The organism is Pseudomonas sp. W2Jun17, assembly GCF_023127795.1.
In the GTDB taxonomy this organism is placed as follows: Bacteria; Pseudomonadota; Gammaproteobacteria; order Pseudomonadales; family Pseudomonadaceae; genus Aquipseudomonas; species Aquipseudomonas synxantha_A.
In genome coordinates this window covers 84592-99329 of sequence record NZ_SPKO01000007.1, presented here as the reverse complement: position 1 = coordinate 99329, position 14738 = coordinate 84592, and the positions used below count along the sequence as shown (strand labels likewise).

The 14738-nt window shown below is 60.6% G+C and carries 16 protein-coding genes; 9 read left to right on the top strand and 7 right to left on the bottom strand.

The features are described from left to right. Nucleotides 1-48 precede the first annotated feature (48 nt). Nucleotides 49-582, bottom strand: coding sequence for a chalcone isomerase family protein (locus E4O98_RS03655; protein ID WP_078820627.1), 534 nt, complete (start codon nucleotides 580-582; stop codon nucleotides 49-51). A 213-nt stretch (nucleotides 583-795) separates the two neighbouring features. Between E4O98_RS03655 and sthA the strand changes: the two genes are divergently transcribed. After that, nucleotides 796-2190 (top strand): Si-specific NAD(P)(+) transhydrogenase, encoded by a 1395-nt coding sequence (gene sthA / locus E4O98_RS03650; protein ID WP_056847305.1) that lies wholly within the window; start codon nucleotides 796-798, stop codon nucleotides 2188-2190. A gap of 42 nt (nucleotides 2191-2232) precedes the next feature. On the opposite strand, the gene E4O98_RS03645 is transcribed toward sthA, so the two are convergent. Next, nucleotides 2233-2955, bottom strand: coding sequence for a glycerophosphodiester phosphodiesterase family protein (locus E4O98_RS03645; protein ID WP_003172585.1), 723 nt, complete (start codon nucleotides 2953-2955; stop codon nucleotides 2233-2235). A gap of 44 nt (nucleotides 2956-2999) precedes the next feature. Continuing rightward, nucleotides 3000-3578, bottom strand: coding sequence for a PilZ domain-containing protein (locus tag E4O98_RS03640; protein WP_032877210.1), 579 nt, complete (start codon nucleotides 3576-3578; stop codon nucleotides 3000-3002). Nucleotides 3579-3672: 94 nt separating this feature from the next. On the opposite strand from E4O98_RS03640, the gene E4O98_RS03635 reads away from it, so the two are divergent. Genes E4O98_RS03635 through E4O98_RS03625 form a run of 3 tightly spaced genes read left to right on the top strand, consistent with a single transcriptional unit; the run spans nucleotide 3673 to nucleotide 6919 of the window. After that, nucleotides 3673-4923, top strand: a complete 1251-nt coding sequence (locus E4O98_RS03635) for a lipoprotein-releasing ABC transporter permease subunit (protein WP_032877209.1) — start codon at nucleotides 3673-3675, stop codon at nucleotides 4921-4923. A gap of 7 nt (nucleotides 4924-4930) precedes the next feature. Beyond that, a complete protein-coding gene (gene lolD, locus E4O98_RS03630) occupies nucleotides 4931-5614 on the top strand; it encodes a lipoprotein-releasing ABC transporter ATP-binding protein LolD (RefSeq protein WP_019818240.1) in 684 nt (227 codons plus the stop codon). A 60-nt stretch (nucleotides 5615-5674) separates the two neighbouring features. After that, the gene (locus E4O98_RS03625; RefSeq protein ID WP_005786190.1) at nucleotides 5675-6919 is read left to right on the top strand and encodes a lipoprotein-releasing ABC transporter permease subunit; all 1245 of its coding nucleotides are present in this window, start codon (nucleotides 5675-5677) and stop codon (nucleotides 6917-6919) included. A gap of 53 nt (nucleotides 6920-6972) precedes the next feature. On the opposite strand, the gene E4O98_RS03620 is transcribed toward E4O98_RS03625, so the two are convergent. Together E4O98_RS03620 and E4O98_RS03615 are read right to left on the bottom strand one after the other, a co-directional pair. Further along, complete coding sequence (locus E4O98_RS03620) at nucleotides 6973-8319, bottom strand: heavy metal sensor histidine kinase (RefSeq protein WP_103733541.1); 1347 nt, start codon at nucleotides 8317-8319, stop codon at nucleotides 6973-6975. After that, nucleotides 8316-8996 (bottom strand): heavy metal response regulator transcription factor, encoded by a 681-nt coding sequence (locus E4O98_RS03615; protein ID WP_005786195.1) that lies wholly within the window; start codon nucleotides 8994-8996, stop codon nucleotides 8316-8318. Before E4O98_RS03615 ends, E4O98_RS03620 begins: the two co-directional genes overlap by 4 nt. Nucleotides 8997-9154: 158 nt before the next feature. On the opposite strand from E4O98_RS03615, the gene E4O98_RS03610 reads away from it, so the two are divergent. Together E4O98_RS03610 and queF are read left to right on the top strand one after the other, a co-directional pair. After that, nucleotides 9155-9676 (top strand): cupredoxin family protein, encoded by a 522-nt coding sequence (locus tag E4O98_RS03610; RefSeq protein ID WP_248134167.1) that lies wholly within the window; start codon nucleotides 9155-9157, stop codon nucleotides 9674-9676. Nucleotides 9677-9742: 66 nt separating this feature from the next. Next, nucleotides 9743-10573 (top strand): NADPH-dependent 7-cyano-7-deazaguanine reductase QueF, encoded by an 831-nt coding sequence (gene queF / locus E4O98_RS03605; protein ID WP_032877206.1) that lies wholly within the window; start codon nucleotides 9743-9745, stop codon nucleotides 10571-10573. A 138-nt stretch (nucleotides 10574-10711) separates the two neighbouring features. Here the strand turns inward: queF and E4O98_RS03600 are convergent, their stop codons facing one another. Together E4O98_RS03600 and E4O98_RS03595 are read right to left on the bottom strand one after the other, a co-directional pair. Next, nucleotides 10712-10978 (bottom strand): DUF4404 family protein, encoded by a 267-nt coding sequence (locus tag E4O98_RS03600; RefSeq protein ID WP_103733543.1) that lies wholly within the window; start codon nucleotides 10976-10978, stop codon nucleotides 10712-10714. A gap of 110 nt (nucleotides 10979-11088) precedes the next feature. After that, nucleotides 11089-11697, bottom strand: a complete 609-nt coding sequence (locus E4O98_RS03595) for an HAD family phosphatase (RefSeq protein ID WP_248134165.1) — start codon at nucleotides 11695-11697, stop codon at nucleotides 11089-11091. 196 nt (nucleotides 11698-11893) lie between these two features. Here E4O98_RS03595 and E4O98_RS03590 point away from each other — a divergent pair, with 196 nt between their 5' ends. From E4O98_RS03590 to rssC, 3 genes are all read left to right on the top strand, one after another. Continuing rightward, nucleotides 11894-12583 carry a VacJ family lipoprotein gene (locus E4O98_RS03590; protein ID WP_005786208.1) on the top strand — a complete coding sequence of 230 codons (690 nt, stop codon included), beginning with the start codon at nucleotides 11894-11896 and terminating at the stop codon, nucleotides 12581-12583. 333 nt (nucleotides 12584-12916) lie between these two features. After that, nucleotides 12917-14098: a two-component system response regulator RssB gene (gene rssB, locus E4O98_RS03585; RefSeq protein WP_005786210.1), complete on the top strand. Its 1182-nt coding sequence runs from the start codon at nucleotides 12917-12919 to the stop codon at nucleotides 14096-14098. Next, a complete protein-coding gene (gene rssC / locus E4O98_RS03580) occupies nucleotides 14098-14580 on the top strand; it encodes an anti-sigma factor antagonist RssC (protein WP_010212025.1) in 483 nt (160 codons plus the stop codon). The genes rssB and rssC overlap by 1 nt, the downstream gene beginning before the upstream one ends. Nucleotides 14581-14738: the final 158 nt, after the last annotated feature.

Genomic DNA, 14738 nt, shown 5'->3' with positions numbered 1-14738 from the left:
AACTGTGGGAGGGGGCTTGCCCCCGATGGCGGTGCTACAGCCGACACATCAATTCAGCAACTTGTCGCGCAACTCATCAGACAGCCCTTTGGGCGCCAGCCAGATGCCCAGGTAGGCCCGCGCCAGTTCCTCATCACGACTGCTGAACACCACCTGCTCATTGATCTCCAGCTTCAACCCACGGCCCGGACGAAAATCCAGGGCATAACGATCACCGCTGCGGACGTTGCGAAAGCTGGCGTGCAACTGATCCAACTGCGGCTTTAATCGAGCATTGGCTTGCTGGCGTTCCAGGGTTACCGTGGCCGCCTTGATTACATCATCGCGGTCAATGTCGCGAAAGTAATACAACGCCAGGCGCACAGCCTTCTGTTGCTCCCAGGCTTGCTTTGCAGCGAGGTCAGCCGGTGCATACAGCGCCGCCGCATACACATCCGCCCAAAGATAGTTGAACACCGCCTGGTTTTTCAGGGCCAGCCCCTCGACCTGTGCGGGGAAGCTTGCCTGCTTGAGCCGCTTCGCATCGTTCGCGTGCGTCGTGAGCGACACTATCAGCATTAAACAAAAAAATAGTTGTCGCATAAGGCTCACCCTCAATTCGGCGCTGATTTGCGTCCTGTAGTATGGCAACACTGGCCTACGACGCGACCAAGGGTTAATGTTCGCGGCGCTCGGCCTTCTATAGACTGTGCCCCGGTTCACACACTTGAGCCAAATTGTCCTTCATGACCGCTGGCCGCGGCATGATTTAGCCCGGCGTCCAACCGTACGCCTGGCCTGTTCTGAGGAGTACGCATGGCTGTCTACAACTACGACGTGGTGGTACTGGGTTCCGGCCCGGCTGGAGAAGGTGCGGCGATGAACGCTGCCAAAGCAGGGCGCAAGGTGGCGATGGTCGATAGCCGTCGCCAGGTCGGCGGCAACTGCACCCACCTGGGTACCATCCCGTCCAAGGCGTTGCGTCACTCCGTGCGCCAGATCATGCAGTTCAACACCAACCCGATGTTCCGGGCTATTGGCGAACCGCGCTGGTTCTCGTTCCCGGACGTGTTGAAAAGCGCCGAAAAAGTCATCTCCAAGCAAGTCGCTTCGCGTACCGGCTACTACGCCCGTAACCGCGTCGACCTGTTCTTCGGCACCGGCAGCTTCGCCGACGAGCAAACCGTCGAAGTGGTCTGCGCCAATGGCGTGGTCGAGAAGCTGGTGGCCAAGCACATCATCATCGCCACCGGTTCGCGCCCGTATCGCCCGGCGGACATCGATTTCCACCACCCGCGTATCTACGATAGCGACACCATCCTCAGCCTGGGCCACACCCCGCGCAAACTGATCATCTATGGCGCCGGCGTGATCGGCTGCGAATACGCCTCGATCTTCAGCGGCCTGGGTGTACTGGTGGAGCTGGTGGACAACCGTGACCAGTTACTGAGCTTCCTCGACTCGGAAATTTCCCAGGCGTTGAGCTACCACTTCAGCAACAACAACATCACCGTGCGCCACAACGAAGAGTACGAGCGGGTCGAAGGCCTGGACAACGGTGTGATCCTGCACCTCAAGTCCGGCAAGAAGATCAAGGCCGACGCCTTGCTGTGGTGCAATGGCCGTACCGGCAACACCGACAAGCTGGGTATGGAAAATATTGGGGTCAAGGTCAACAGCCGTGGCCAGATCGAGGTGGACGAGAACTACCGCACCTGCGTAACCAATATCTACGGTGCCGGTGACGTGATCGGCTGGCCAAGCCTGGCCAGTGCCGCCCATGACCAGGGCCGTTCGGCCGCCGGCAGCATCGTCGACAATGGCAGCTGGCGCTACGTGAATGATGTGCCGACCGGGATCTACACGATTCCCGAGATCAGCTCCATCGGCAAGAACGAGCACGAACTGACCAAGGCCAAGGTGCCTTACGAAGTGGGCAAGGCGTTCTTCAAGAGCATGGCGCGTGCGCAGATTGCCGGTGAGCCGCAAGGCATGCTGAAGATTCTGTTCCACCGTGAAACCCTGGAGGTCCTCGGCGTGCATTGCTTCGGCTACCAGGCGTCGGAGATCGTGCACATCGGCCAGGCGATCATGAGCCAGCCGGGTGATCTCAACACCCTCAAGTATTTCGTCAACACCACCTTCAACTACCCGACCATGGCCGAAGCCTATCGGGTAGCCGCCTACGACGGCCTCAACCGGCTTTTTTGAGCGGCTCCGGCCGGTGGCCTGAGCCGGCCGGGGAGACCGATTTCAGTAATTCCCGAGAGTGGCAGTGGCCAAACCGGGAAAGTCTGTAATCAGGCTATCTACGCCGAAGTCGGCGAGCCTGCGCATCAGCGCAGGTTCGTTGACCGTCCACACGGATACATGCAAACCCTGGCGCTGGGCTTTCTCCAGCCGCTCAGGGGTGCATAACGTCCAGTTCAATGCCAGGTACTCACAGCCGTAGTTCTGCGCGACCTTCAACGGGTCGAGCCAGGCGTACTCGGCCACCAGCCCGCGTGACAGGTCCGGGGTGAGTTCTACTGCGGCTTTCAACACCTCCCGTGAGCTTGACGTCACGGTGACCTTGTCCATCAGGCCAAAGCGTACGGCCATCTCACGGATCGCCAGCACGGTGGTCGCAGCGCGAGTGCGTGAAGCGCTTTTGACTTCCAGTTGCCAGTGATCGAAGTCGCACTTTTCGAACAGCTCCTCCAGGCGTGGGATCGGGCACGGGCTGACCCAACCCGGGCCGCCTTTGCGCGCGTCCATCTTCACCAGATCAGCCGCCGAGTACTCGACGACCTTGCCGCGCCGGTCGGCGGTGCGCTTGAGGGTCGGGTCATGGATGACCATCAGCTCGCCGTCCATGGACAGGTGCAGGTCCAGTTCGCAACGACGTACGCCGTGCTTGAGGCATTCCTGAAAACTGGTCAGGGTATTTTCCGGTGCTTCGCCTTTGGCACCGCGATGGCCGTAGATCAGGGTCACAGTTGCTCCTTTGCGCCAGGATCGCTGGCGGAATGAATAGGTATTCAGAGGTCGTCGCTTTGCTCTCGCGCCAGACGGCGTTCCTGCGCCTGCTTTTGCAGGATGTAGCGCGCCAGCAGTTGGCGTTGGGCATCGGTCATGGATTCGAATTCCGTGCCCACATCAAAGCCCTCGCCCTGGGGATCGCAATGGGTTACCCGTGCGCGCAGTAACAGGCCGAGCGCTTGGGGCATCAGCACCAGCTTGACTGCCAGATGGGTATCGGGGGCCAGCGGGGTAGGGTGCCGGAAGTCGATGCCGCCTTCGGAAAGAATCACCGGTTGCGGCGCGCCCACTTCAGCCAGCAGGCCGCGGGCCATGACTTGGCTGAGCAGATCCAAGCGCTTGTTTTGTACCTTGAGGAAGGCCGCCAGGCTGCGATCTTTCTCGCTGATCTGACGCAGCAGGTGCTGGGCTTCGAATTCGCTCAGGTGCAGTTCGCTGAGCAGATTGAACAGCGGCGAATCATCCAGCAACACTTCCTTGCTCTCCGCGTCGGGGCCAGACAATGTGCTGATTTGAAGTGCGATCATGTCGTCGATACGGTAGTATTCGCGGCGCTCTTCTTCATCTAATGTCGACATGGCGAACCCCAGGTAACGGTAATGGTCTGAGTGTAAAGCTGCTTACCAGACCCCGCCACCGGGACGTCTTCTTTTCCTCCGAACAAGCCCCGACATGTTCAGACCTCTCTTCGTATTTATCGGCACGCGTTATACCCGTGCAAAGCGTCGCAATCATTTTGTGTCGTTCATTTCCTTGACCTCGATGATCGGTCTCGCCCTGGGCGTGGTTGTGATGATCGTGGTGCTGTCGGTGATGAACGGCTTCGATCATGAGATGCGTACCCGTGTGCTGGGCATGGTGCCCCACGCGACCATCGAGGGCGATGCGCCCATCAACGACTGGCAAAGCCTGGCCGCCAAGGTCAAGCAGAACCCCAAGGTGGTGGCGGTCGCGCCGTTTACCCAGATGCAGGGGTTGCTGACCAACGACGGCAAGGTGCAGAAGATCCTGCTCAATGCCATCGACCCGGCCCAGGAACGCAACGTCTCGATCATCGACAAGTTCATGCAGCAAGGTAAGCTCGACGACCTGGCCCCTGGCAGTTTCGGCATCGTTATCGGTGACAAGGCCGCGGCCAAGCTCGGTGTGGGCGTTGGCGACAAGCTGACCTTCGTCGCTCCGGAAGTCACCGTGACCCCGGCGGGCATGTTCCCGCGCATGAAGCGCTTTACCGTGGTGGGTACCTTCCACGTCGGCGCCGGCGAGATCGACGGTTACATCGGCCTGACCAACCTTACCGACCTGGCCCGCCTGCATCGCTGGCAGCCGGACCAGGTGCAGGGCCTGCGGCTGAAGTTCAACGACCTGTTCGACGCCCCGCGCGGCGCCTGGGAAATTGCCCAGCACTTGGGTGAATCCGAGTATTACGCCCGCGACTGGACCCGTACCCACGGCAACCTCTACCAGGCCATCCGCATGGAGAAAGCCATGATCGGCCTGCTGTTGCTGCTGATCGTCGCCGTGGCTGCGTTCAACATCATTTCCACGCTGGTGATGGTAGTGAACGACAAGAAGGGCGATATCGCCATCCTGCGTACCCTGGGCGCCACGCCGGGGCAGATCATGGCGATCTTCATGGTGCAGGGCACCGTGATTGGCGTGGTCGGCACCCTGATCGGTACCGCGGTGGGCATTCTGGCCGCGCTGAACGTCAGCGCCGCCATCGCCTTGCTTGAAAAAGTGATCGGCCACAAGTTTCTCAACGCTGACGTCTACTTCATCGACTACTTGCCGTCCCAGGTGCAAACCCAGGACGTGCTGATGGTGGGCGGCGCCGCGTTGGTCCTGAGCTTCCTTGCCACCCTGTATCCAGCCTGGCGCGCGGCACGTACCCAGCCAGCACAGGCATTACGTTATGAGTGAATCGGGCATGAGTGAAAAAGCAATCCTGAGCTGCCGCAACCTGGGCAAATCCTACGAGGAAGGCCCGGAATCGGTGGTCGTGCTGTCGAACCTGCAACTGGAGCTGCATCCGGGCGAACGCGTGGCGATCGTCGGCAGTTCCGGCTCCGGCAAAAGCACCTTGCTGAACCTGTTGGGCGGCCTCGATACGCCGTCCCAGGGCAGCGTATGGCTGGCCGGCGAAGAACTGTCGGCGTTGAATGAAAAGGCTCGAGGCCAACTGCGTAACCGCTCGCTGGGCTTTGTGTACCAGTTCCACCACCTGCTGCCGGAATTCACCGCCCTGGAAAACGTGTGCATGCCGCTGTTGATCGGCAAGACCGCGATCCCGGAGGCGCGCCAACGTGCCACCGCCTTGCTGGAACGCGTCGGCCTCGGCCATCGCCTGGAGCACAAGCCGGCCGAACTGTCCGGCGGTGAGCGCCAGCGTGTGGCGATTGCCCGCGCCCTGGTGAACAACCCTGGCCTGGTGATGCTCGACGAGCCGACCGGCAACCTCGACTCCCACACCGCCCAGGGCATCAAGGACTTGATGCTGGAACTGAGCACCCAGATGCGCACCGCGTTCCTGGTGGTGACCCATGACATGAGCATGGCCCGGCAGATGGACCGCGTGTTGCACCTGCAGGAAGGTCACCTGGTCGCCATCTGACCTGTTTCAAGCCTGGCGCCTGGCGTCGGGCTTTTTCATTTTTTCAGGCGGTGTACGCGAATGTTCAGACCGTTATCCATTTTCATCGGCACGCGCTATACCCGCGCCAAGCGCCGTAACCGTTTTGTCTCGTTTATCTCGATGACCTCGATGATCGGCCTCGCCCTGGGCGTATTGGCCATGATCGTGGTGCTGTCTGTGATGAACGGCTTCCAGCGCGAAATGAGCTCGCGCATCCTCGGCATGGTGCCCCACGCCACCATCGTCGGCGTAAAGCCGATTGATGACTGGCAACCGGTGGCGGCTGCCGCGATGAAGAATCCGCAAGTTACAGCTGCGGTACCGTTCACACAGATGGACGGCATGTTCTCCTACAAGGGCGCCATGCAGCCGATCGAGATCAGCGGCGTCGACCCGGCCCAGGAAGGCAAGGTGTCGATCGTGACCCAGCACATCGTGCGCGGCAAACTGGACGACCTCAAACCCGGTGAGTTCGGCGTGGTGGTCGGTGATATCACCGCGCGGCGCTTTCGCCTGAACGTGGGCGACAAGCTGACCCTGATCGTCCCGGAACTCAGCAGCGCCCCGGGTGGAATCACCCCGCGTATGCAGCGGTTGAACGTGGTGGGCATCTTCAAGGTCGGCGCCGAGCTGGATGGCTCCATGGCCCTGATCCACATGGCCGACGCGGCAGAAATCCAGCATTGGCAGCCCAACCAGGTGCAAAGCGTGCGCCTAGCGGTGAAGGACCTGTACGCAGCGCCCAAAGTCTCGGCGGATATCGCTGCCAGCCTCGGCGCGGCTTACAAGCCGGATGACTGGACCCACACCCAGGGCAGCCTGTTCAGCGCGATGAAGATGGAAAAGACCATGATCGGTCTGTTGTTGCTGATGATCGTCGCAGTCGCTGCGTTCAACATCATCGCCACGTTGATCATGGTGGTGAACGACAAGGGCGCGGACATCGCGATCCTGCGCACCATCGGCGCCACGCCTCGGCAGATCATGGCTATCTTCATGGTGCAGGGCACGGTGATCGGCGTGGTCGGCACCTTGATCGGCGGCGTGCTGGGGGTAATTGCAGCGCTGAACGTGAGCGAACTGGTAGGTTGGCTGGAGCGGGTGAGCGGGCAGCATATCTTTAGTTCGGATGTGTATTTTGTCAGCAACCTGCCTTCGGAGCTGCAAGGTGGGGATGTGTTGCTGATTTGCTCGGCGGGGTTTGTGTTGAGCTTTTTGGCGACGATTTACCCGGCGTATCGGGCGGCGAAGATTGAGCCGGCCCATGCCTTGAGATATTCGTAAGGTCTTAGACCGCTATCGGGGGCTTGCCCCCGATAGGGCCGGCCCAGCTTGCATCAATCTCCCTTGGGCAACTCAATCACAAACCTTGTCCAGCCCGCCTGCGACTCACAATAAATCCTCCCCCCATGCGCCCGCACAATCGACTGGGTAATCGCCAACCCCAGCCCCGCATGTTCACTGCTGCCTGGCCGCCTTGACGGGTCGGCTCGGTAGAACCGGTCAAACAGCCGCGGCAACAGCTGCGCAGGAATACCTTCCCCGGTGTTCTCAACTGTCAGTGTCACGCCACTCTCTATCCGCACCCGCACTTCACCGCCTGGTGGAGTAAACCGCAGCGCGTTATCCAGCAAGTTCGACAGGGCCCGGCGCAACATGCCGCGATCGCCCAGCGTATGGGCGCTGCCTTCGCGTACCAGCGTGACCTGCGCATCCTCTGCCAGCAGGGTAAAAAACTCCAACAGTGCGTCGACCTCATCGCCCAGATTCAGGGCTTCACGGTTGGGCATCAGCAAGCCGTGGTCGGCCTTGGCCAGGTACAGCATGTCGTTGACCAGTTGCGCCATCCATTGCAACTCTTCGAGGTTGCTGTGCAGTGCCTCGCGGTAGTCCTCCAGCGGGCGCGGTTGAGTGAGGATGACCTGGGTCTGGGTCAGCAGGTTGGAGAGCGGCGTGCGCAGCTCGTGGGCGATATCGGCGGAGAACGCCGACAGGCGCTGGAACGCGTCGTCCAGGCGCCCCAGCATGGCATTGAAGGCCTGAGCCAGTTCCGCCAGCTCCACCGGCATTTGCGCCTGGGGCAGGCGTTGGGTCAGGGAGTGGGCGGATACGCTGGCGGCCACCTCGCCCATGCGCCGCAACGGTCGCAACCCACTGCGTGCGGCCCATGCGCCGAGCAGGGCGGTAGCCAGCGCGGAGAGGCCGACGGTCAGCCAGATCAAGCGTTGCATATGCTCCAGGAAGTGCTGGTGGTGGGTGATGTCGAGTATCAGGCTCAGCTGTGGCGAACCGGGTTGGCCGGGCGTCAACGGCGCGTTGTACACACGGTAGTCGGTGCCTGCGTTTTGCAGGCTGTGCAGGCCCGGGGCGGCGGGCACATTGAGGTTCGGCGCACCGTCCACCCAGCGCTGGCCGGCCGCCGTGATGCGCACGGTGAAGTCGGGCTGGTGATCCAGCTCGGCGCGCAATTGCGGGCCGCGCAGGGCGAAGGCTTCACGTGAGTCGACACCCTGCAAGGCACTGCGCAGGGCCACCAGCTTGCTGTCGAGCAGTTGCTGGTCCAGCTCGACGAAGTGCGCTTCGCTGGCGCGATTGAACAGTACGCCGGCGATCAACGAGACCACCGCGGTGCAGGCGGCAAACAGCAGCGCCAGGCGGCTGGTCAGGGACAGGCGCTTGATCACGTGAAGCGCTCCTCCAGCACGTAACCCATGCCGCGCACGGTGTGGATCAGTTTGTTGGGGAAGTTATCGTCGACTTTCAGGCGCAGGCGGCGGATCGCCACTTCGATAATGTTGGTGTCGCTGTCGAAATTCATGTCCCACACCTGGGACGCGATCAGCGTCTTGGGCAGCACCTCGCCCTGGCGACGCAGCAGCATTTCCAGCAGGGCAAACTCCTTGGCGGTGAGGTCGATGCGCTGGCCGTCGCGCTCGACGCGGCGACGGATCAGGTCCAGGCGCAGGTCGGCCAGTTGCAGGGTGGTTTCCTGCGGTGTGCTGCTGCCACGGCGTAACAAAGTGCGCACCCGGGCCAGCAGTTCGGAAAAGGCGAAGGGCTTGACCAGGTAGTCGTCGGCGCCCAGTTCCAGGCCATGTACGCGGTCCTCCACCGCATCGCGAGCGGTGAGGAACAGCACCGGCATGTCCAGGCCGGCACTGCGCACCGCCTGCAGGATCTGCCAGCCGTCGCGGCCCGGAAGCATCACATCGAGGATCAACAAGTCATAATCCCCGCTCAGCGCCAGGTGCTGGCCGGTCGTGCCGTCGGCCACCAGTTCGGTGGTAAAGCCAGCCTCGGCCAAGCCTTGACGCAGATAGTGGCCGGTTTTGGGTTGGTCTTCGACGATCAGCAGTTTCATGTTGGGCTCTTGGCAAGGGGTAAGCGCGGGCCTTTATACCGTGGGCGCAAGGGTATGGGCGCAAGCTGACAAAGTTGTAATCTAGCAGTCAGCTGGCTGGCAGCGAGGCTATCTTAAAGTGCGGCCCAAGCTGGTCACCTATTTTTGGAGCGTGAGAAATGGCGTTGCGTACATCCCTGTTAATGGCGGGCTGCTTATTGGCGCTTAGCTTCAATGCGCTGGCGGATGCGGCTCATGGTTACGCGTTCGGCCAGCCGGCTCCGGCAGCCAAGGCCACGCGTACCGTGGAAGTCACCCTGCAGGACATTGCCTTCGAGCCCAAGAGCCTGGACGTAAAAGCCGGTGAAACCGTGCGGTTTGTACTGGTCAACAAAGGCCGGTTGCTCCACGAATTCAACCTGGGCGACGCGGCGATGCATGCCGCTCACCAGAAAGAGATGCTGCAGATGCAAGCCAGCGGCATGCTCACCGCCACCGGTATGGGCAAGATGGACCACAGCGCCATGGGCCACGGCGATATGGGCGGCATGAAGCATGACGATCCCAACAGTGTGTTGGTGGAGCCGGGCAAGACGGCCGAACTGACGTGGACCTTCACCAAGACCACTGGCCTGGAGTTCGCTTGCAACCTCCCCGGCCATTATCAGGCGGGCATGGTCGGCAAACTGACCGTTGAGTGAGGCGTTTGTTAAGGGCGGGGGCAAAGGCTGGTAGACTGGCGCGGTTTATTTAGCCAGGTTTCCGCCATGCATCCCGCAGCCGAACATTCGCCGCTGGGCAAGTCCAGTGAATACATCTCTACCTATACGCCTTCGTTGCTGTTCCCGATTCCGCGTGCCGCCAAATGGGCCGAACTGGGCCTGAGCGCCGACACCCTGCCGTACAAGGGCGTAGATTTCTGGAACTGCTTCGAACTGTCCTGGTTGCTGCCATCGGGCAAGCCGGTGGTGGCCATCGGTGAGTTCAGCATTCCGGCGGACTCGCCGAACATCATCGAGTCCAAGTCGTTCAAGCTGTACCTCAACTCGCTGAACCAGACTGCGTTTGCCGATACGCAAAGCCTTGAAGCCACCTTGCGCACCGACCTCAGCGCTGCTGCCGGCAAGCCGGTGACTGTGCGCATCCGCAGCCTGGCCGACATCGAGGCCGAAGGTGTGATGGCGTTGCCGGGTGCGTGCATTGACGGCCTGGATATCAATGTCAGCAGCTACGAGCACCCGCGCCCGGAGTTGCTGCGTTGCGATGACTCGCGTGTTGTTGAGGAGAGTGTGCACAGCCACCTGCTCAAATCCAACTGCCCGGTGACCAGCCAGCCCGATTGGGGCAGTGTGGTGGTGGAGTACCGTGGCGCGGCGCTGGATCACGCCAGCCTGCTGGAATATATCGTGAGTTTTCGCCAGCACTCGGACTTTCATGAGCAGTGCGTGGAACGCATCTTTCTCGACCTGCAGCGCTTGCTCAAGCCGGAGAAGTTGACGGTGTATGCGCGCTATGTGCGTCGAGGAGGGTTGGATATCAACCCGTACCGCAGCACTGAGAACACCCAATTCCTGAACGTGCGCCTGGCGCGCCAGTAAGCCTGCACACAAAACTAAATGTGGGAGGGGGCTTGCTCCCGATAGCGGCGTGTCAGTCACAGCATCTGTGTCTGAACTTCTGCTATCGGGAGCAAGCCCCCTCCCACATTTTGGTTTTTTGCTGGGCCTGTGTTCGGGTTAGATGCCGATATTGCCCAGGGTGATCATGATATTGCGCAATGTCCCGGAAATGACCGGGTGTTCAGCGTCGAACTCTATGGCCGCTTGATTCACATCGTCGGAAATACTGGGCGTCTGAGTCGCCGGTTCAAGTTCGAGTTGTAATTCAAACTTGGCAATCAGGGCTTCCAGCGCTTCACGTTTTTCTTCCGACAGCGGCGGGTCCTGTTCCAACTGCCCACGCAGAATCTCGACCTGTTCTTCCAGCTTTTTGCGATCAGGCATGACGTCTTTCCTTTTATCGATAGTCACTGGCATAGACCACGGCACGCCGTGAAAGGTCTACGGGCTGGCCTGTAGATTAATCCACTGCGGCCAACCGTGCATGATCTTGATCAGGGCTTCTCGCCTTTGAGCCGGCGTAGGCTGATGTCCGCCAGGCAACTGCCCAACTCGCCCAGGTGGTCGATCACCGAGTGCACGCCCAGACCATAGAGCGCTACCGTCGCCTTGCCGCGCTTGTATTCGCGTTGCTGCGCGGTCAGTGCCTGCCATTGCTCGGGTGACAGGCCGCAGAGCGAGCCACAGGACGCCAGGCCGATAGTCCACAACCCGGCATTCAAGCCCGATTGCAGCAGGCGCGGCTCGCCGCTGACCAGCACGCAGCCTTCCAGGCGCTCAATGTTCAACTCCATCAAGGCTTGCCAGCAGGCGTGGGGCGCGGGCCAGCGGATGGAGGAGGGCGAGGCGGCCTTGATCCAGCTCGGCAGGCTGGCGGAAAGGGGCGCGGTCACCGATGGGGGCAGTTCATCCAGCCAGGCGCAGGGCACGCCTTGTTCTTTCAGGCTACGCAGGCTTTTCAAGGCGCCGGGTGTAGCCACGCAGCCGGGGCAGGGCGAGTCGGTACGCGCCAGGGAACCGAAATCCACCAGGCAGCCACTCAGGCCAAATAGCACGGCGGTCAACGAGGAGGCTGTGGCGATGGCAATCTCGGCGTGTGGCATCTGAACGTCCCTGAAATAGCAGCAACACTATCGGGGTGGCATGACAAGGCCATGACACTGACAGTGTTTGTAGGAATTTTGTGCATTTTTCGTGAGACAGGACCCTGGTAGCTGCCTAAACACACACTTCCGTCATATACTGACGGCCTTATTCAGGGCATAGCGCCCATGACAGACCATTCAAGGAGCAAAAGCTATGCGCTGGAGCCACTACTTCGCTCAGCTATCGGTGTGTGCCACCATCCTGTTGGCACCGTTCGCCGCTCAAGCCGCGTCGGAAGATGATCCATGGGAAAGCGTCAACCGCCCGATCTTCACCTTCAACGACACCGTTGATACCTACGCCCTCAAGCCGATCGCCCAGGGCTATCAGTTCGTCACCCCGCAGTTTGTGCAGGACGGCGTTCACAACTTCTTCCGTAACATCGGCGATGTCGGCAACCTGGCCAACAACGTGCTGCAACTCAAGCCGCACAATGCAGGCGTCGACACCGCTCGCCTGTTGGTCAACACCACCTTTGGCGTGCTGGGCTTTATCGATGTCGGCACCAAAATGGGGCTGCAGCGCAGCGACGAAGACTTCGGCCAGACCCTCGGCTACTGGGGCGTCGGCAGCGGCCCCTACGTGATGATCCCATTGCTGGGCCCAAGCACCTTGCGTGATGCGCCGTCCAAGTACGTCGACAGCTACACCCAGCCGTACCGCTACATGAACGACATCGGCTGGCGTAACAGCACCTTCGGCCTCAACGTCGTTGACGTGCGCGCCAGCCTGCTCGACAGCGAGAAGCTGATCAGCGGCGACAAGTACACCTTTATCCGTAACGCCTACCTGCAGAACCGTGAGTTCAAGGTCAAGGATGGCAAGGTTGTCGACGACTTTTAAGCCGTGACATCTTGAAATGAAATAAGGCGACCTGTTTATGGTCGCCTTTTTTTATGCGTGCTCCAACCTTACTTTGTGTTGTGGTCCAAGCGGTTCTTATAACTCCCGGTGATTTGCAGGGTAAAGACGCCCGGCGACCATCGCCATGAGCTTGAAACCCCTCACGGATGGGAGTACCGTCTGCGCCTTAGAAGGGCACCTCTGCTTTACCGTTGTGCATGGGCGAAATCCCAATGCTTTGTAGGACAGAGAGGCTAGAAAGCGAATCCAGTACGTGAGCCCGGCCATTGCCGAGCCGCCTACGCCAACCTAATTCTGGCGCCGTTTGCCCACATGCAAAAAACCAGTGCCACGCTGCTGATAATCGATGACGACGAAGTAGTGCGCGCGAGCCTCGCGGCCTACTTGGAAGACAGTGGCTTCAGCGTCCTGCAGGCCAGTAATGGCCAACAGGGTCTCCAGGTATTCGAGCGCGACAAGCCCGACCTTGTGATCTGCGACCTGCGCATGCCCCAGATGGGCGGCCTGGAGCTGATTCGCCAGGTGACCGAGCTTGCCCCGCAAACGCCGGTGATTGTCGTGTCCGGTGCCGGTGTCATGAACGACGCTGTCGAAGCCCTGCGCCTGGGCGCTGCCGATTACCTGATCAAGCCCCTGGAAGACCTGGCCGTGCTGGAGCACTCGGTGCGCCGCGCCCTGGACCGTGCCCGCCTGCTCCTGGAAAACCAGCGCTACCGCGAAAAGCTCGAGACCGCCAACCGCGAGCTCGAAGCCAGCCTGAATCTGCTCCAGGAAGACCAGAACGCCGGTCGCCAGGTGCAGATGAACATGCTGCCGGTGAGCCCCTGGAGCATCGACGAGTTCAAGTTTGCCCACCAGATCATCCCGTCGTTGTACCTGTCGGGTGATTTTGTCGACTACTTCCGCGTCGATGAGCGACGCGTGGCGTTCTACCTGGCCGACGTTTCCGGCCATGGCGCCTCTTCTGCCTTTGTGACCGTGTTGTTGAAGTTCATGACCACACGGCTGTTGTTCGAGTCCAAGCGCAATGGCACCTTGCCGGAGTTCACCCCTTCCGAGGTGCTGGGCCACATCAACCGGGGCCTGATCAGCTGCAAGCTGGGCAAGCACGTGACGATGGTCGGCGGCGTGATCGACGAAGAAACCGGTCTTTTGACCTACAGCATTGGCGGTCACCTGCCGATGCCTGTTTTGTACACTCCTGACAGTGTGCGCTACCTGGAAGGGCGTGGCCTGCCGGTGGGCTTGTTCAACGAAGCCACCTACGAAGACCACATCCTGGAACTGCCGCCGACCTTCAGCCTGACGCTGATGTCCGATGGCATCCTGGACCTTCTTCCAGAGCCTACACTCAAAGAGAAAGAAGCCGCCTTGCCCCAAAAGGTCAAGTCGGCGGGCGGCAGCCTGGATGGTCTGCGGCAGGTTTTTGGATTGGCCACGCTAGGGGAGATGCCGGATGATATCGCCCTATTGGTGTTGAGCAGGAATCTTTGATGAGTACCGGAAGAATCCAATTCGCCGAGCAAGACGGGACCTTCGTCCTGAAGTTTGTCGGCGAAGTGCGCCTGACCTTGTGTTCGGCCCTGGATGCGACGATTGAGCGGATCTTCACAGCGCTGAACTTCTCGGCGATCGTGATCGACCTGACCGAAACCCGCAGCATCGACAGCACCACTCTGGGGCTGTTGGCCAAGCTGTCGATTCTGTCGCGGCAGAAGGTCGGCCTGTTGCCGACTGTGGTCACCACCCACGAAGACATCACCCGTCTATTGCAGTCGATGGGCTTTGACCAGGTGTTCAACATCGTTGACCGCCCAATTCCCTGCCCGGAATGCCTCACCGACCTGCCGTCGCAAGACCAGTCCGAAGAAATCGTGCGGGTCAAGGTGCTGGAAGCGCACAAGATCCTCATGGGCCTCAACGAGTCCAACCGCGAAGCCTTCCACGACCTGGTCAACGCCCTAGAGCGCCACTGACGGCTTCCCTGTCGAAACACATACCCATGTGGGAGGGGGCTTGCTCCCGATAGCGGTGTATCAGTCGGCACATATCCAACTGACAGTCCGCAATCGGGAGCAAGCCCCCTCCCACAGTTGATCTGCGACTGGCTTGAGGCTGGCGCACACAAAAAAGG